Source organism: Maricaulis sp. (assembly GCF_017642925.1).
Taxonomy (GTDB): domain Bacteria; phylum Pseudomonadota; class Alphaproteobacteria; order Caulobacterales; family Maricaulaceae; genus Maricaulis.
Map to the genome: position 1 here is coordinate 24,113 of NZ_JAEPOL010000017.1, position 17,675 is coordinate 41,787.

Here is a 17,675-nt window from a genome sequence, read left to right on the forward strand (position 1 = left end):
TCATGCTCGACACGCTGATCTGGAAAGAGGCCACAGAGGCACAACGGCGTCAGGCGCTGGCGCGTCCGGTCGAGACCGGTACCGCCGATGCGGCGGCCCGCGAGATTGTGGATGCGGTGCGCGCGCGCGGCGACGAGGCGGTCCGCGCCTATGCAGCCCGTCTGGATGGCTACGCGCCGGACGATTTCCGTGTGCCGGCCGAAGCGCTGCGTGAGGCGCGCAAGGCCATGGACCCGGCTGACATTGAAGCGGTGAAGGCGGCCGCGGATGCGGTCCGGCGGTTTCACGTCCGCCAGGGCTATACCGGTTATTCCGTCGAGACCTGGCCGGGGGTCATGGCGTCACGCCGGGCGACGCCGGTCGATGTGGCGGCACTTTACGTGCCCGCCGGCAGTGCGCCGCTCGTCTCGACACTGATCATGCTGGCCGTGCCGGCCCAGCTGGCCGGTGTGCCGCGGATTGTCGTCGTGGCGCCGCCGGCCGGTGAGGGCGGGGTGAACCCGGCGCTCCTGGCCACCGCCGATATTCTCGGCATTGACGAGGTCTATGCGATCGGCGGCGCCCAGGCGATTGCGGCTCTGGCAACCGGTACGGCGGGCCTGCCGCGGGCCGACAAGATTTTCGGACCCGGCAATGCCTATGTCGCCGCAGCCAAATCCTATGTCGCCGGACTGCCGGGCGGGCCTGCAATCGATCTGCCGGCCGGACCGAGCGAGGTGATGGTGATTGCCGACGATCGCGCCGACGCCGAGTTGGTCGCCAGCGATTTGCTCAGCCAGGCCGAGCACGATCCGTCGGCGCAGGTCGTGCTGGTCTGTTTCGATACTGTGACCCGCGACCGGGTGATTGCGGCGACCGAAGCCCAGCTGGCGCAATTGCCGCGTGCGGAAATCGCGCGGGCCGCGCTGGCAAACTCCTGCACGGTGATCTGCGACACGCTGGAAGAGGCGGCCGAGGTGGCCAATGCCTATGCCCCTGAACACCTGATCCTGCAGGCCGATTCGGCCGAGCGCCTGGTCGGCCTGGTGCGGCATGCGGGGTCGATCTTTGTAGGCGCCTTCACGCCGGAAGCGGCGGGAGACTATGCCGCCGGTCCCAACCACACCCTGCCGACCAGCGGAGCTGCGCGGGCCTATGGCGGGGTGACGGTGGAGGCTTTCCAGAAGACCACGACCATCCTGCGCGCCACGGCCGAGGGCGCGGCGGCGATGGCGCCCGCCGTCGAGCGGCTGGCGGCGCTGGAAGGACTGGAGGCTCACGCGACGGCCATACGTCTGCGCCGGGAACGGGCCGGGGCTCAGCCGGATGGGGCCGCGACCGGCGGTCCGCGCGCGGGCACGAAGCGCCGCAAGACGGCCGAGACGGATGTCACCGTGACCGTCAATCTCGATCGCGACGGCCCCAGCCGGATCGCCACCGGTGTGGGCTATTTCGACCACATGCTCGAACAGGTCGCCCGGCATGGCGGGATCGCGCTCGATGTGGCGGTGGAGGGCGATCTTCACATCGATGCCCACCACACGATCGAGGATGTCTGCCTGACCTTCGGTGAGGCCCTGCGCGAAGCGCTGCGGGACAAGCGCGGTCTTGCCCGCTTCGGGTTCGAACTGCCGATGGACGAGACGCGGGCCGCAGTCTGGATCGATCTGTCGGGACGGCCATTTGCGAAATTCGAGGGCGAGATACTCGGCGAGACCGTTGGTGAGTTCCCGGTCGAGATGACGGCGCACGCCTTCCGCTCCATCGCCGAAAGCCTGGGTGCGGCGATCCATGTGAAAGTCGAGGGCGAGAATGCCCACCACATGGTCGAGGCCTGTTTCAAGGCCTTCGGGCGCGCCCTGCGCAAGGCCGTGCGGGTCGAGGGCGATGCGCTGCCGTCGACCAAGGGGATGCTGGCATGACCATCGCCCTGATCGATACCGGCTGTGCCAATATCGCCTCGGTGCGGTTTGCATTGGACCGGGCGGGGCTGGACCATGTTGTGGTCACCGAACCGGCTGGCGCGGCGGATTGCGACCGCATCATTCTGCCCGGTGTCGGTGCGGCGGGACCGGCCATGGAGCGCCTCAAGGCGCGCGGCTGGGCCGAGACATTGCCGCAGGACGGCCGTCCGCTGATGGGTATCTGTCTGGGCATGCAGCTCCTGTTCGAGCACTCGGCCGAGGGGGATGTCGACGGGCTCGGACTGCTGCCGGGCCGGGTCGAGCGCCTGCCGCGGCCGGACGGCCTGGTCTGGCCGCACATGGGCTGGAATGCGCTGGAAGGGTTCGCCGTCGGTGAGCCGTTGCTGACCGGCATTTCGGCCGGATCCCATGCCTATTTCGTCCACGGCTACTACGTTCCCGCCGGCCGGGTGACGCAGGCCCAGTGCGACTACGGCGTTCCGGTTTCGGCGATTGTGCGCCAGGGGCAGGTCTCCGGCTGCCAGTTTCATCCCGAGCGCTCCGGAGCCGTGGGCGCGCGTATTCTTTCCAACTTTGCGAGTATCAAGGCGTGATCCTCTATCCAGCCATCGACCTTCTCGACGGCCGCGTGGTGCGGCTGCACAAGGGTGAATTCGACGCCGTCACGGATTATGGCGACGATCCCGTTGCCGTGGCCGAAAAGTTCGGCGAGGCGGGTGCCAGCTGGATCCATGTCGTCGACCTGTCCGGCGCCCGGGACGGTCAGCGCCGGCAGGGCGATACGATCCGCGATATCTGCCGCACGGGGCTGCGCGTGCAGACCGGCGGCGGGGTGCGTTCGTCCGAGGATGTGGAAGATCTCCTGGCGATGGATGTCGAGCGGGTGATCGTCGGTTCGCTGGCGGTGACGGATCCGGAAAAAGTCGCCGGATGGCTGGCCCGCTATGGCGGCGAACACATCACGCTGGCGCTGGATGTGCGGGCGGTCGGGGGCCAGTACCGCCCGGCGCTGAAGGGCTGGACGGATCTGGCGGACACCACGCTGGTCGATGTCGTGAAGGCGTATGACGGGGCGAAATTGCGCCACGCACTTGTCACGGACATCGGACGTGACGGTGACCTTTCTGGCCCGAATGTGGGACTTTACCGCTACATAAGTGCCCAATTCCGTGACATTGCCTGGCAGGCCTCCGGTGGTATCGCGTCCCTGGAGGATATCACGGCCGTGCGGGATGCGGGTGTTGCCGGGGCGATTTCCGGCAAGGCTTTGTATGAAGGCCGGTTTTCTCTTGCGGAGGCGTTGATATGCTCGCAAGACGGATAATCCCCTGCCTCGATGTCCGCGATGGCCGTGTCGTCAAGGGCGTGAAATTCCGCGACCACGAGGATGTCGGCGCGATCGTCGATCTCGCCCGCCGCTATTCCGCCGCCGGTGCCGACGAACTGGTCTTCTACGACATCGCTGCCTCGGCCCGCGGGGCGACGGTAGAGCCGGAATGGGTGAGCCGGGTGGCGCGGGAGATCGACATTCCCTTCTGCGTCGCCGGCGGTATCCGCAGTGTCGACGATGCCCGCGCGCGCCTGTTCGCCGGGGCCGACAAGATCTCGATCAATTCCCCGGCGCTGGAAAGCCCGGACCTGATCGACCGGCTGGCGCACGAATTCGGCAGCCAGTGCGTTGTGCTGGGTGTCGACAGCCGCAAGATCGAGGGCGAATGGCGGGTGCACCAGTATACCGGCGATCCGGACAAGACCCGCACCGATGAACGCCGCACGCTGGACTGGGTCGCCGAGGGGCTTGACCGCGGCGCGGGCGAGGTCGTGCTCAACTGCATGGACATGGATGGCGTTCGCGACGGGTATGATATCGAGCAGCTCGCTGCTGTGAGGGCGATCTGTTCGACCCCCCTGATCGCGTCGGGCGGGGCTGGCCGAAAAGAACACTTCAAATCCGTGTTCGAATTGGCCAATGTCGACGGCGCGCTGGCGGCCAGCGTATTTCATAAAGGGGTCATGCAGATAGGCGATCTGAAAGCCTATCTTGCCGCCGAGGGAATCAGGGTCAGACCATGATTGAAGCGAACACCCTGGACTGGAAGAAGTCCGACGGGCTCATTCCGGCCATTGTCCAGGATCATGCCACGCGCCAGGTCCTCATGCTGGGCTATATGAATGAAGAGGCGCTCGCAAAGACGGTCGAGACCGGCAAGGTGCACTTCTTCTCGCGCTCCAAACAGCGCCTGTGGAAGAAGGGCGAAACCTCGGGCCACACATTCAAGCTGATCTCCATTGCCGCCGATTGCGACCAGGACACGCTGCTGGTCGAGGTGAAGCCGAAAGGCCCGGCCTGCCACACCGGCACGGTGAGCTGTTTCGGCGACGATCTGGCCCCGGGCCTGGGCTTCCTGGCGCATCTGCGCGCGATCATCCGCAAGCGCAAGAAGGACAATCCCAAGGGCTCCTATGTCGGCGGTCTGATGGCGCGCGCCCCGAAACGCCCGGCCCAGAAAGTCGGCGAAGAGGGTGTCGAGGTGGCCATGGCCGCGGTGTCGGAAAGCAAGGCCGCGCTGAAAGCCGAAGCGGCCGATCTGCTCTTCCACCTCATGGTGCTGCTGGAAAGCCGCGACCTCTCGCTCGAGGATGTCGTCGGCGTGCTGCGCAAGCGTCATGCCGTGCGCGCGGAAAAGACGGGACGGAGCTAAGCAGGGCCGAGCTGGACAGGGCTCGCCCCGCCTGCGGGGGAGCTGTCCGCGAAGCGGACTGAGGGGGCGGCGCGAAGCGGCGCAGAGCGCGCCAGCGCGCACCTGTGACTCACCCCCTTCGACCTCACCCGGCCCGAGGGCCGGGCTCGGCCACTTCCCCCGCTCACGCAGGGGAAGCCTTGGGTCTGACCTTTTTGGGGAGGCGTGAAATGGCCAGAACCGGGCTTGTTGCACTGGTCGTTGCAATCGGTATAGCGGTGCCGGCCAGCGCCCAGGATGTCATCGTCGTCACCGGCGACCGGGTCGGCGAGGTGCGCGACGCGGCGGCGCTGTCGATCGGCGTGATCGATGCGGCGGAAATCGCGGAGATCGCCGCCCAGCATCCCGCGGAACTGCTCAACCGGGAAGCCGGTGTTTTCATCCATCGCGGCAATGGTGCGGAGCATCTCACCGCGATCCGGTCGCCTGTCCTGACGGGCGGGGCCGGGGCGGGCGGTTTTCTCTATCTGGAAGACGGGATTGCCCTGCGCGCACCGGGTTTTGCCAATGTGAACGGGCTGTTCGAGGATATCGGTCCGCTCGCCGGGGCGGTGGAGGTGCTGCGCGGGCCGGGGCCGTCGCTCTATGGTTCCAACGCCCTGCACGGTCTGGTGAATACGCGCACGCCCGACCCGGCCGCAACGCCCTCGCGTCTCCTCGCCGAGGCCGGCAGTTTCGGGCGCTATCGCGGCGAGGCCGTGCTGGCGCGGCCGGGCGAGGCGGTGTCCTCCCTCATCGCGGTGTCCGCCCGTCACGAGGGTGGCTGGCGCGAGGCGGCCGGTCTCGATCACGTCCGCGCCCTGGTACGGGCCGACGGCGAAACGCGCGGCATCGACTGGCGCTTTACCGCCGCTCTGGTGCAGCTGAACCAGGAGACGGCCGGTTATGCCGCGGACTATCGCGACCGCGCTGTCGCCCGGGCCAATGGCGATCCGGAAGCCTTCCGCGATGCCATCGCCGGCCGGATGAGCCTCGCCCTGCGCGGTCAGGCGTCGGAGGGCTGGACCTGGTCGCTGACGCCCTACTGGCGGGCCAATGCGATGGATTTCCGCATGCATTTCTTCCCCACCGACCCGCTGGAGGAAAGCGGGCACCGTTCGGCGGGCGTGCAGGGCGCGCTGCATCGCGAGCGCGGTGCCTGGCGGATCACACTGGGCAGCGATCTGGAATGGACGCGCGGCTGGCTTTCGGAAACGCAGGAAAACCCGACGCAATTCTCCTTCGTCCAGGGCGATCATTACGACTACGCCGTCAATGCCCGGGTGGCCGCGCTCTATGCCCGCGCCCGCTGGCAGGCGAGCGAGCGGGTGAGCCTGATCGCCGGCGCCCGCTGGGAGGCGACGCGCTTTGACTATGACAACCGTCTGGCGGACGGATCGGTGGGCCGCTATCTGCGCTTGTCCGACCGAAGCGATGATTTCTCGACCTTCGCGCCGGACTTCGGCTTTCTGTTTGAAGCATCGGAAAATGCGTCATTATTCGGCCGTGTTGCGCGCGGGGTGAGGGCGCCGCAGGTCGCCGAGCTTTACCGGCTGCAGCCCGGCCAGACGATTGCCGGGATCGAGCCGGAAACCCTGGACAGTGCGGAACTGGGCTGGCGCCAGGATATCGGCGCCGGGCGGGTCGAGATCACCGCCTTTGCGATGGAAAAGTCGAATGTCTTCTTCCGCGATGCCGACGGTTTCAATGTCACCGATGGCGCCAGCGATCATCACGGTGTCGAGTTCGGCATCGCCTGGCCGCTGACCGGCACGCTGGAAGCCGGACTGACCGGCACCTGGGCGCGCCACACCTATGCTTTCGACCGTCCCGTCAGCGCCGCCAGCGAGGGCATCGCAAAGGGCAATGATGTCGACACGGCGCCGCGCTGGCTGTGGACCGGCCGCCTGGCCTGGACGCCCGTGTCGCAGGCGGACGTGTCGCTGGAATGGACCCATGTCGGCGCGTATTTCACCGATGCCGGCAACCTCAACACCTATGAGGGCCACGATCTTCTGACCCTGCGCGCGCAATACCGCGTCACCGGCCGCACCACCCTCTACGGCGCCATCCGCAATCTCACCGGCGAAGCCTACGCTAACCGCGCCGACTACGCCTTCGGCAATCCCCGCTACTTCCCCGGCGAACCGCGCGGTGTCACTGTGGGTGTTCGGGTGACGGGGTAGAGCGAGGGTTGTGGTGCATCGAAGGAAGGGCCCGATGGAGCACAGCGTCATCCTTCCCCTCGATGGGGAAGGTGGGCCCTCCGTAGCCTTGGCGAAGGAGGGGTCGGAAGGGGTGAAGCCCGGCGCCGACAGGTTTGCTGGAAACCTCCGACACTTCGCTGCCACCCCATCCACCACGCCTTCGGCGCGGTCCCCCTTCCCCATCAAGGGGAAGGATGGCGGGCGCCGGCACAATCAGGTCGCCAACCGGGAGAACCGTATGAAATACTTTCTGACCGCCGCCGCAGCTGCCCTGACCCTAACAGCCACAGCCGCCGCGCAGGATTATTTCCCGCCGCGCGGCGATGCCGACTGGGAGCGGCGTGAGGCGGTGGAGATGGGGCTGGATCCCGTTGCCTTGCAGGCGGCTGTGGACTTTGCCGTCGCCAACGAGACCGCGCCGCCGGACGGCTGGACGGGGGTCGATGTGCGCGATCTGTCTGTCATGGTGCCGCTGACCTGGGCGTTCGAGCCCTTTTCCAGCCCGGTCGGCGAGTTGCGGCCGCGCGGCGGTCCGGCGGGGATCATCCTGCGCGACGGTTATATCGTCGCCGAGTGGGGCGATCTGGAACGGGTCGACATGACCTTCTCGATCTCCAAGAGCTTCCTGTCGCACACGGTGGGCCTGGCCGTGGATGACGGGCTGATCGCCAGCGTCGACGAGCCGGTGTCCGGCTCGGTCGAGGACTCGCGCTTTCATACCGATCACAATGCGCCGATCACCTGGGACCAGATGTTGCGCCAGACTTCGGGCTGGTGGGGCACGCTGTTCGACAAGCCGGCCTGGGCCGACCGTCCGGCGCGCGACAATCCCGCGCGCGATCTTGTTGCCGGTCCGCCCGAGCCGGGTTCTGCGTGGGAATACAATGACGTGCGCGTGAATGCTCTGGCGCTGGCTGCACTGCATGTCTGGCAGCGTCCGCTGCCGGATGTGCTGGCCGAGCGGATCATGGGTCCGATCGGTTCGTCGGGCACCTGGGAATGGCATGGCTATGAGAACAGTCATGTCGAGATCGGCGGCGAGACCATGTGGTCGGTCTCCGGCGGCGGCCATTGGGGCGGCGGCATGATGATCTCGGCCTATGACCAGGCGCGCTTCGGCCTGCTGGGGCTTCATCGCGGCAATTGGGATGGCGAGCAATTGCTGTCGGAGAGCTGGTATGAGCGCTCGCTGATGCCGACCGATGTGATGCCGTCCTACGGCTATATGAACTTCTTCCTCAATACGCCGGGCGATGAGCGCGCGGCGATCGCCGTGGAGGAGGCGCCGGCCGGAAGCTTTGCCTATCTGGGCGCCGGCGCGAACATGATCTTCATCGACCCCGAGCACGACATCGTCGCCGTGGTCCGCTGGATCGATGCCGGCCAGCGCGGCGCATTCATCCGCCATCTGATGCAGGCGGTGGAGGAGTAGGGATTCACATCTCCGCCTTGTCATCCCGGCCGAATGCCCCGCGAAGGCGGGGCGCAGGGCCGGGACCCATACACGCGATGTCGGCCTGAAGCAGGCTCGATAGCAGCGACAGCTGGATGAGCACCGGGATTATGGGTCCCGGACCCCCACCCGGCTCAAGGCCGGGCATGCGTCCGGGATGACAGCGTGGTGCGGCTATCCCTGCGGGCTGAAGCGTTCGGTCATGGAGTGGCGCGAGCCGGGATGGGTGAGGCGGGCATAGGTGACAACGTCCTGGCCCTGGAAGGTGCGGCGCTCCAGCACGAGGCAGGCCGCGCCGGGCTCGACGCCGAGACGGCGGGCCAGGTCTGCATCGGCATTGACGGCGGAGACCGTGTGTTCGGCTTCGGTCCAGGGCGCGGCGCGCAGCAGCCAGCCGCCGGGGCCTTCGGTGTCGAAACCGGCCTGGGCGGCGCCGGGCAGAAGGGCGAGATTGATCCAGCGTTCCTCGAACTCGACGATCTCGCCATCCGCCGTGTGCAGGCATTCCACATGCTGCAGACGCGCGCCGGGCGGCAGGCGCATCGCCTTGGCGATCGCGGGCGAGGCGGGCACGGTGTCGTCGGTCTCGCAGACATAGCCATAGGTCTGGCCGCGGGCGGGAATGGCCTTGGCCATGTCGACGATTTTCAACAGGGCGGCAGGGGCGTCGGGCTGGGCCACGAAGGTCCCGGCGCGGCGGCGGCGGACCAGCAGGCCTTCCTCGGTCAGCTCACGCAGGGCGCGGTTGACCGTCATGCGGGCCGTGGTGAGGGATTGCGAGAGATCGGCTTCCGAGGGCAGGCGGTCGCCCGGCTTCCAGGCACCGGAGCGGATCTGCGCCGTGACGGCGCGCTTGATCTGGTCGTAGACCGGTCCGTGTCCGTCCAGTTCGATGGCCTCGATCTGCGGCATCAGCCCCCTCCGTGCAGCAGGTCCGCAATGGCGGTGCGATAGGCGGCCAGTGCGCTGTCCCGCACCCGGGCGCGGCCTGCTGTCACCTGCGCCTGTCCGCCGACATGCACCGAGCGGACACATCCCTTGTCGCCGCAGAATATCCAGCTGTCCAGCAAGGCGTCCGCAGATCGTCCCGTCAGATGCGGATTATCCGTGTCCAGTTCGACGAAATCGGCGCGCTGGCCGGGGGCAAGACCGGCGGCGGGCTGTTTCAGCGCCTGGGCACCGCCGGCGAGGGCGGCCTCGAACAGGGTACGGCCGCTCGAGCGGCCGGGCGCGGCGAGGGCATTGCGGCGGCGGGCGGTCAGACGGACGCCGTATTCCAGCAGGCGCAGCTCCTCGGCCAGATCGATGCGGATATGGCTGTCCGAACCGATACCGATCCGCCCGCCGGCCTCGAGATAGGCCCGTGCCGGAAAGAGACCGTCGCCCAGATTGGCCTCGGTCAGCGGGCACAGGCCGGCCACCGCGCCGGAGCGGGCGAGGGCGGTTGTTTCCTCAGCGTCCATATGGGTCGCGTGGACGAGGCACCAGTCGGCATTAACCGCGACATGCTCCATCAGATGAGCGACCGGGCGCTGTCCCGTCGCGGCGATACAGTCTTCAACCTCTTGTGTCTGCTCGGCAATATGGATGTGGAGCGGGGCGTTTTCCACAAGTGGCAGAATGGCAGAAATATCCTTAACGGGGGCGGCGCGCAGGGAGTGCGGCGCCAGGCCCAGCCGGGCATGGGGCAGGGCTGCGACATGCTTCCGCGCGGCCTCGATGAGGGCGGCATAGCTGTCCGGATCATGCAGGAAACGGCGCTGGCCATGGCTGGCCGGAGCTTCGTTGAAACCGCTATAGCGGTAATAGACAGGCAGCAGGGTGAGGGCGATGCCGGTCGAAGCGGCGGCGGCGCAGATCCGCCCGGCCATCTCGGCACGGTCGTCATAGGGCGTGCCGTCCGGGCCGTGATGGAGATAGTGGAATTCGCCCACGGAGGTGAAGCCGCTCTCCAGCATCTCCACCTGCACCCAGGCGGCAATCGCCTCGACATGGTCCGGGGTGAGGCGGTCGTTGAAGGCGTACATCAATTGCCGCCAGGACCAGAAACTGTCCTCACCCTCGCCGCGGCGCTCGGTGAGGCCGGCCATGGCGCGCTGGAAGCTGTGCGAGTGCAGATTGGCGAGGCCCGGCACCACTGTGCCCAGCCGCGTCGCGTCCTTGGCGGGCGGTGTGCCGGGACGGATGTCGGCGATCAGGCCGGCCGCGTCGACCCGGATCGTAACGCCATCGGCCCAGCCATCGGGCAGAAGGGCGGACCGGCAATAAAATTCAGCCATGGCGGCATGACCCCGCTGGACAGACTCGGTTTGAGGATTTTATTGTATAGACAATTAGACGCATGCAAAGGCCGTCCCATGCAATTCGACCGTCTTCTCACGAATGCACGCCTGGCGACAATGGTGCCCGGCGGTGCCGCCTATGGCGCTATCGAGGGCGGCGCGATCGGGATTTCCGGCGAGCGGATCGCCTGGGCCGGACCCATGGCCGAAGTGCCGGGCGAGGCCGCCGTCACCGAGAATATGGACGGGCGCTGGATCACGCCGGCCCTGGTCGATTGTCACACCCATCTCGTCTTCGCCGGCGACCGCTCGGACGAGTATGAGCGCAAGCTGGCGGGCGAGGATTATGCCGCCATCGCCCGCGCCGGCGGCGGTATCCGCAAGACGGTCGAGGCGACGCGCAAGGCCGGTGCGGCCGAACTGGCCGCCGGAGCGCTGTCGCGGCTGGATGCCTACGCGCTGGAAGGCGTCGGCACGGTCGAGATCAAGTCGGGTTATGGCCTGACCCATGACAGCGAACTGGCGCAGCTGAAAGCGGCGCGCGGCGTCGGCCTGGCCTCGGGCATGCGCATTTCCGCGACCCTCCTGGCCGCGCACACCGTGCCGGTGGAGTATGAGGGCCGCTCGGGCGCCTATATCGACGAGGTCTGCATCCCGCTGGTGCGCGAGGCCGCGCGGACGGGCCTGGCCGATGCGGTCGACGCCTATTGCGAGGGTATTGCCTTCTCGCCGGAAGAGACGCGCCGTCTGTTCATTGCCGCCAAGGCGGCCGGCCTGCCGGTGAAACTGCATGCCGACCAGCTCTCCGATACCGGCGGCGGCCAGCTGGTTGCCGAGTTCGGCGGCCTGTCGGCGGACCATATCGAATACACGAACGAGGCGGGCATTGCCGCGATGGGCAAGGCGGGCACGGTGGGCGTGCTGCTGCCCGGCGCCTTCTATGCGCTGCGCGAGACGCAAAGACCGCCGGTCGAGGCGATGCGTGCGGCCGGTGTGCCGATGGCCGTGGCGACCGACGCCAATCCGGGCACCTCGCCGCTCGTCTCGCTGCTGACGGCCGCCAACATGGCCTGCACGCTCTTCCACCTGACCGTGGAGGAGGCGATCGCCGGCATTACCCGCGAGGGCGCACGGGCGCTGGGTCTGGCCGGCGAGATCGGCACGATCGAGGCCGGCAAGGTGGCGGATCTGGCTGTCTGGGACATCGAGCGCCCGGCGGAACTGGTTCAATGGATCGGAAAACGGCCCCTGCATGGCCGTATCCTGGGAGGAGAATGGCTGTGAGTTCGGTGACCGTAACCCCCGGCAGGATGACCCTGGCCGACTGGGCCGCAATCTGGCGCGGTGCCGGCGTGACGATCGATCCGGCCGCGAAGCCGGATGTCGATGCCGCAGCGCAGACTGTCGACGATCTCATCGCCTCGGGCCGGGCGGTCTACGGGCTCAATACCGGTTTCGGCAAGCTGGCCCAGACCCGTATCGCCAATGAGGAACTGGCCACGCTGCAGGAAAGACTGGTGCTGTCGCATGCCGCCGGTGTCGGCGATGCGCTGCCCGAAGCGGTCGTGCGCCTGATCCTGGCCCTGAAGATGGCGTCGCTGGCCCGCGGCGCCTCGGGCGTGCGCTGGACGACGATCGAGGCGATCCAGGCGATGCTGGATACCGGCGTGTTGCCGGTGATCCCGTCCCAGGGCTCGGTCGGAGCCTCCGGCGATCTCGCGCCGCTGGCCCACATGTCTGCCGCCCTGATCGGCGCGGGTGAGGCGACGTACAAGGGCGAGCGCCTGCCGGCCGCGGACGCGCTGAAAAAGGCCGGGCTGGAACCGGTCCGGCTGGGCCCCAAGGAAGGGCTGGCGCTGCTGAACGGCACCCAGGCTTCGACGGCGCTGGCGCTGGCCGGCCTGTTCGAGGTGGAAAGCGGTTTCCAGGCGGCGCTGCTGTCCGGTGCGCTCTCGGTCGAGGCGGCCAAGGGCTCGGTCGCTCCGTTCGATCCGCGCATCCACCAGCTGCGCGGTCATCCCGGCCAGATCGATGTGGCGCAGAGCTTGCGCGATTTGCTCGAGGGATCGGGCATCCTCGCCAGCCACGAGAATTGCGACAAGATCCAGGACCCGTACTGCCTGCGCTGCCAGCCGCAGGTGATGGGCGCCGTGCTGGACCTTCTGCGCCAGGCCGGCCAGGTGCTGGAGCGCGAAGCCAATGCCGTCACCGACAATCCGCTGGTCTTCACCGATACGGGCGAAGCCATCTCCGGCGGCAATTTCCACGCCGAACCCGTCGCCTTTGCCGCCGACCAGATCGCCATGGCGGCCTGCGAGATCGGCTCGATCTGCGAGCGGCGCGTGGCGCTGCTGACCGATCCGGCGGTTTCCGGCCTGCCGGCCTTCCTGACCCCCAATCCGGGCATCAATTCCGGCTTCATGATCGCCCATGTCACGGCCGCGGCGCTGGTCTCGGAGAACAAGCAGAAGGCCTATCCGGCCTCGGTCGACAGCATTCCCACCTCGGCCAACCAGGAAGACCATGTCTCCATGGCGACGCATGGCGCCTTCCGCCTCCTGAAAATGGCGGAGAACCTGCACAATGTGGTGGCGATCGAGACGCTGTCCGCCGTGCAGGGGATGGAGTTCCACAAGGGGCTGACCTCATCGCCGCGGCTCGAGGCCGTGCGGACATGTTTGCGTGAGGCGGTTCCCGCCTACGGCGACGACCGCTATTTTGCGTCCGATATCGCCAGCGCCCGAAGCCTGGTGACGGGCAGGGGGCTCGTCGCGGCAGCGGGTGAATTGCCCGGGATTGCCTAGATGAACGTCTTCTTCGAGAAACGCGGAAGCTCGCCGCTGATCGTGTCCATGCCGCATTCGGGAACTCATCTGCCCGACGGAATGGCCGAGCGGATGACCGAGACGGCACGCGGCCTGCCGGACACGGACTGGCATGTGCCGGAGCTCTACGATTTTCTCGATGACCTCGGCGCCAGCATGATCCGCGCCACCCATTCGCGCTATGTCATCGATCTCAATCGCGACCCGACGGGCGCCTCGCTCTATCCCGGCCAGGCGACGACGGAACTGGTGCCGACGACGCTGTTCGACGGATCGCCGGTCTACCGGCCGGGCGAGGAGCCGGACGAGGCCGAGATCGAGCAGCGCCGCACGGCTTATTATGATCCTTACCACCGCGCCCTGACCGAGATGATCGTCAAGGTGCGCATGGAGCACGGCTATGTCGTGCTGTGGGACGCCCATTCCATCCTCGATGAAGTGCCGCGCCTGTTCGAGGGCGTGCTGCCGGATCTCAATCTGGGCACGAATGGCGGCGAGAGCTGCGACCGGACCATCGAGCGCTGGGCGGTGAAGGCGATGATGGATCACGAGGACTATGCCTCGATCGTCAATGGCCGCTTCAAGGGCGGCTGGATCACGCGCGCCTATGGCCGCCCGGGGCTGAACGTGCATGCCCTGCAGATGGAACTCGCCCAGTCGGCCTACATGGACGAGGGCGAGCCTTGGACATTCAGCGAGGACAAGGCGGGCAGGCTGCGCCTGGCGCTCAAGGACACAATGAAGGCGGCCCTGAAGGCGGCCGCGATGCTCTATTCCGGAGAGGTGAAGTAAGTTGACCCAGACCCGCCGCGACAATTCCCGCATCATCCGCGCCAGGCACGGCAGCGAACTCGACGCCACCCACTGGGCGGCCGAGGCGCCGTTGCGCATGCTGATGAACAATCTCGACCCCGAAGTGGCCGAGAAGCCGGAAGAACTGGTCGTCTATGGCGGGATCGGCCGGGCCGCGCGCGACTGGGAGAGTTTCGACCGGATCGTTGCGACCCTGAAACGGTTGAAGGAAGACGAGACCCTGCTGGTCCAGTCCGGCAAGCCGGTGGGTGTGTTCCGCACCCACAAGGACGCGCCGCGCGTGCTGATCGCCAACTCCAATCTCGTGCCCCACTGGGCAAACTGGGACCATTTCCGCGAGCTCGATAAGAAGGGCCTCATGATGTACGGCCAGATGACGGCCGGGTCGTGGATCTATATCGGCAGCCAGGGCATCGTTCAGGGCACGTACGAGACCTTCGTCGAAGCCGGCCGCCAGCACTATGACGGCGATCTGGCCGGCCGCTGGATCCTGACCGGCGGTCTGGGCGGCATGGGCGGCGCCCAGCCGCTGGCCGCGACCATGGCGGGCGCCTCCATGCTGGCCGTGGAATGCCAGCCGAGCCGGATCGAGATGCGTCTGAAGACCGGCTATCTCGACCGCAAGGCCGACACGCTGGACGAGGCCATGGCCATCATCAACGCGGCCGTCGCGAAGAAGGAAGCCGTCTCGGTCGGCCTGCTGGGCAATGCGGCCGAGGTCTTCCCGGAACTCGTCAAACGCGGCATCAAGCCGGACATGGTCACCGACCAGACCTCGGCCCACGATCCGGTCAATGGTTATCTGCCCGCCGGCTGGACGCTGGCTGAATGGGACGAGAAGCGCGAGAGCGATCCCGCCGCCGTCGAAAAAGCCGCCAAGGCTTCGATGGCCGTGCAGGTAAGGGCGATGCTCGACTTCTGGGAGATGGGCATCCCGACGCTCGACTATGGCAATAATATCCGCCAGATGGCCCAGGATGAGGGCGTTGCGAACGCCTTCGACTTCCCCGGTTTCGTGCCAGCCTATATCCGCCCGCTCTTCTGCCGCGGCATCGGTCCCTTCCGCTGGGCGGCGCTGTCGGGCGATCCGGAGGATATCTATAAGACCGACGCCAAGGTGAAGGAACTCATCCCGGACAATCCGCACCTGCATCGCTGGCTCGACATGGCGCGTGAGCGCATCCAGTTCCAGGGCCTGCCGGCGCGGATCTGCTGGGTCGGGCTGGGCGAACGGCACAAGCTGGGCCTGGCCTTCAACGAGATGGTGGCAAAGGGCGAGCTTTCGGCGCCGGTCGTGATCGGCCGCGACCACCTCGATTCAGGCTCGGTCGCCAGCCCCAACCGGGAAACCGAGGGCATGATGGACGGCTCTGACGCCGTCGCCGACTGGCCGCTCCTGAACGCTTTGCTGAACACGGCCTCGGGCGCCACCTGGGTCTCGCTGCATCATGGCGGCGGGGTCGGCATGGGCTATTCCCTGCACTCCGGCCAGGTCGTCATGGCCGACGGCACGCCGGAAGCCGCCGAACGCGTCGGCCGCGTCCTGTGGAACGATCCGGGCACCGGCGTGATGCGCCATGCCGATGCGGGGTACGAGATCGCGAAGGATTGCGCGCGGGAGCAGGGGCTGGATTTGCCGAGCGTGGTGTAGGTGGACGCAGCCACTTTCCCCGGAGGAGCGCAGCGAATTCCGGGGCCTGGCGGCGTGGGCCGTCGTGCGAAGTTGTCGACAACGCCAGACCCCGGAACACGTCCGGGGGAAGTGGTAGAATAATCTCACCTCCACCATCGTCATTCCGGCGAAAGCCGGAACCCAGATCGCAGAACTCGGTCGGAACCTGATTGGCACGATCCCGCTTTATGATCTGGGCCCTGACTTTCGTCAGGGTGACGACCCGTAGACCGGGACGGCAATCGTTCGTCTGCTCGATAGAAAAGGCGTCTGTCCCCGCTCACGGCCGCGCAACCCCTTCTCCCCATCCGGGGAGCAAGGTGGGGGAATACGCGCGTTGAGCATCCCGGTACCCCGGGCTGAAATCGCTGCCTAGCCTCCTTCCTTGACGCCAAGGAGGGATATCCATGCGCAGATTTCTGACTGCCGCCGCTTCGATCACCGCACTCGCCACAGCTGCCCAGGCCCAGCCGGATGGCTGGACCGATGCCGAGATCGCCGCGCTTGACGCCTCGATCCAGCAGATGATGGCCGAGGAAGAGGTGGTGGGCCTGGCCTATGCGCTGATCGACCAGGGCGAGGTCGAGCATGTGGCGGCCTTCGGCTATCGCAATCTGGAAAACGGGTGGCCGCTGGAGACCGACACCGTTATGTACGGTGCGTCGCTGACCAAGGCGGCCTTTGCCTACTATGTCCTGATGCTGGTCGATGAGGGTCTTCTCGATCTGGACACGTCGATCGCGGACTACCTGCCGCGGCCGTTGCCGGACTATGTCACCGGGGACGACGACTGGAGCGATCTGGCCGACCAGCCGCAATGGCGCGAGCTGACGCCGCGCATCATCCTGTCGAACGGGACGGGGTTCGCGAATTTCCGCTGGCTGGAGGACGACGGACGGCTGCAATTCCACTTCGCGCCTGGCGAACGCCAGACCTATTCGGCCGAAGGCTTCTACATCCTCCAGCACGTGATCGAGGAAGGCCTGGGGCTGGACCTGAAGGCCGAGATGCAACGGCGCATCTTCGACCGGTTCGGCATGGTGAATACCTCGATGCAATGGCGGCCGGACTTCCGCGAGAACCTGGCAGACGGCTATGCCATGGACGGCACATTCGAGCCGCATGACGAGCGCTCGGGCGTCTCTGCCGCCGGTTCGATGGACACGACGATTGCCGATCAGGCGCGTATGTGGGCGGGCTTCATCGCCGGCGATGGGCTGAGCGAGGCGGCACGGGCGCAATTCGTCGCGCCGTCACAGACGATCCGCTCGCCCAGCCAGTTTCCCACCCTCACGACGCAGGAAGATCCGCGCGCGGCGGAGATCGGGCTCGCCGGCGGTCTGGGCGTCATCGTCTATCGCGACGAAAACGGCCTCTGGTTCGACAAGGGCGGCCACAATCCCTGGACCGGCAATCGCGCCATCTGCCACGAGGAGACCCGGCGCTGCATCGTCTTCCTGGGCAATTCGGTGCGCGCGGAGCTGATCTATCCGGCGATCACGGAAATGGCGATGGGCGAGAACCCCGTGCCCTGGTGGTGGATCTATCCGGGCCAGTTTGCGGAGTAGGGGCCTCACACCGATTTCCCCGGAGGAGCGAAGCGAATTCCGGGGCCTGGAGACGGTGGCGGCTGTGCACATCTGCCGACATTGGCAGACCCTGGAACAGGTCCGGGGGAATTGGTAGAATAATCCCGCCTCCAACACCGTCATTCCGGCGAACGCCGGAACCCAGATCGCAGCGCTCTGTCGCGGCCTGACCGGCACCATCGCGCTTTGTGATCTGGGCCCTGACTTTCG

At 66.9% G+C, this 17,675-nt stretch carries 14 protein-coding genes; 12 read left to right on the top strand and 2 right to left on the bottom strand.

Features of this window, described 5'->3' with window-relative positions; all coding sequences use genetic code 11:
- Window positions 1–2: 2 nt before the first annotated feature.
- From hisD to JJ918_RS13570, 7 genes are all read left to right on the top strand, one after another.
- Window positions 3–1,901 carry a histidinol dehydrogenase gene (gene hisD / locus JJ918_RS13540; protein ID WP_291888275.1) on the top strand — a complete coding sequence of 633 codons (1,899 nt, stop codon included), beginning with the start codon at window positions 3–5 and terminating at the stop codon, window positions 1,899–1,901.
- Window positions 1,898–2,497 carry an imidazole glycerol phosphate synthase subunit HisH gene (hisH, locus tag JJ918_RS13545; protein ID WP_291888278.1) on the top strand — a complete coding sequence of 200 codons (600 nt, stop codon included), beginning with the start codon at window positions 1,898–1,900 and terminating at the stop codon, window positions 2,495–2,497. Before hisD ends, hisH begins: the two co-directional genes overlap by 4 nt.
- On the top strand, window positions 2,494–3,228 hold the full coding sequence (gene hisA / locus JJ918_RS13550) for a 1-(5-phosphoribosyl)-5-[(5-phosphoribosylamino)methylideneamino]imidazole-4-carboxamide isomerase (protein WP_291888281.1): 735 nt from the start codon (window positions 2,494–2,496) through the stop codon (window positions 3,226–3,228). The genes hisH and hisA overlap by 4 nt, the downstream gene beginning before the upstream one ends.
- Entirely contained in the window at window positions 3,210–3,977 is a 768-nt protein-coding gene (gene hisF / locus JJ918_RS13555) for an imidazole glycerol phosphate synthase subunit HisF (protein ID WP_291888284.1), read from the top strand. The genes hisA and hisF overlap by 19 nt, the downstream gene beginning before the upstream one ends.
- Complete coding sequence (hisIE, locus tag JJ918_RS13560; protein ID WP_291888286.1) at window positions 3,974–4,606, top strand: bifunctional phosphoribosyl-AMP cyclohydrolase/phosphoribosyl-ATP diphosphatase HisIE; 633 nt, start codon at window positions 3,974–3,976, stop codon at window positions 4,604–4,606. Before hisF ends, hisIE begins: the two co-directional genes overlap by 4 nt.
- A gap of 209 nt (window positions 4,607–4,815) precedes the next feature.
- Window positions 4,816–6,810, top strand: a complete 1,995-nt coding sequence (locus tag JJ918_RS13565) for a TonB-dependent receptor (protein ID WP_291888289.1) — start codon at window positions 4,816–4,818, stop codon at window positions 6,808–6,810.
- Window positions 6,811–7,069: 259 nt separating this feature from the next.
- Window positions 7,070–8,263 (top strand): serine hydrolase, encoded by a 1,194-nt coding sequence (locus tag JJ918_RS13570; RefSeq protein ID WP_291888292.1) that lies wholly within the window; start codon window positions 7,070–7,072, stop codon window positions 8,261–8,263.
- A gap of 195 nt (window positions 8,264–8,458) precedes the next feature.
- Here the strand turns inward: JJ918_RS13570 and hutC are convergent, their stop codons facing one another.
- Together hutC and JJ918_RS13580 are read right to left on the bottom strand one after the other, a co-directional pair.
- On the bottom strand, window positions 8,459–9,196 hold the full coding sequence (gene hutC, locus JJ918_RS13575) for a histidine utilization repressor (RefSeq protein WP_291888295.1): 738 nt from the start codon (window positions 9,194–9,196) through the stop codon (window positions 8,459–8,461).
- On the bottom strand, window positions 9,196–10,563 hold the full coding sequence (locus JJ918_RS13580; RefSeq protein ID WP_291888297.1) for a formimidoylglutamate deiminase: 1,368 nt from the start codon (window positions 10,561–10,563) through the stop codon (window positions 9,196–9,198). The genes hutC and JJ918_RS13580 overlap by 1 nt, the downstream gene beginning before the upstream one ends.
- 78 nt (window positions 10,564–10,641) lie before the next feature.
- Between JJ918_RS13580 and hutI the strand changes: the two genes are divergently transcribed.
- From hutI to JJ918_RS13605, 5 genes are all read left to right on the top strand, one after another.
- Window positions 10,642–11,850, top strand: coding sequence for an imidazolonepropionase (gene hutI, locus JJ918_RS13585; protein WP_291888300.1), 1,209 nt, complete (start codon window positions 10,642–10,644; stop codon window positions 11,848–11,850).
- The gene (gene hutH / locus JJ918_RS13590) at window positions 11,841–13,370 is read left to right on the top strand and encodes a histidine ammonia-lyase (RefSeq protein WP_291888303.1); all 1,530 of its coding nucleotides are present in this window, start codon (window positions 11,841–11,843) and stop codon (window positions 13,368–13,370) included. Before hutI ends, hutH begins: the two co-directional genes overlap by 10 nt.
- Window positions 13,371–14,183, top strand: a complete 813-nt coding sequence (hutG, locus tag JJ918_RS13595) for an N-formylglutamate deformylase (protein ID WP_291888305.1) — start codon at window positions 13,371–13,373, stop codon at window positions 14,181–14,183.
- Window position 14,184: 1 nt separating this feature from the next.
- Window positions 14,185–15,855, top strand: a complete 1,671-nt coding sequence (gene hutU, locus JJ918_RS13600; protein WP_291888307.1) for a urocanate hydratase — start codon at window positions 14,185–14,187, stop codon at window positions 15,853–15,855.
- A gap of 428 nt (window positions 15,856–16,283) precedes the next feature.
- Window positions 16,284–17,444, top strand: coding sequence for a serine hydrolase (locus JJ918_RS13605; RefSeq protein WP_291888311.1), 1,161 nt, complete (start codon window positions 16,284–16,286; stop codon window positions 17,442–17,444).
- Window positions 17,445–17,675: the final 231 nt, after the last annotated feature.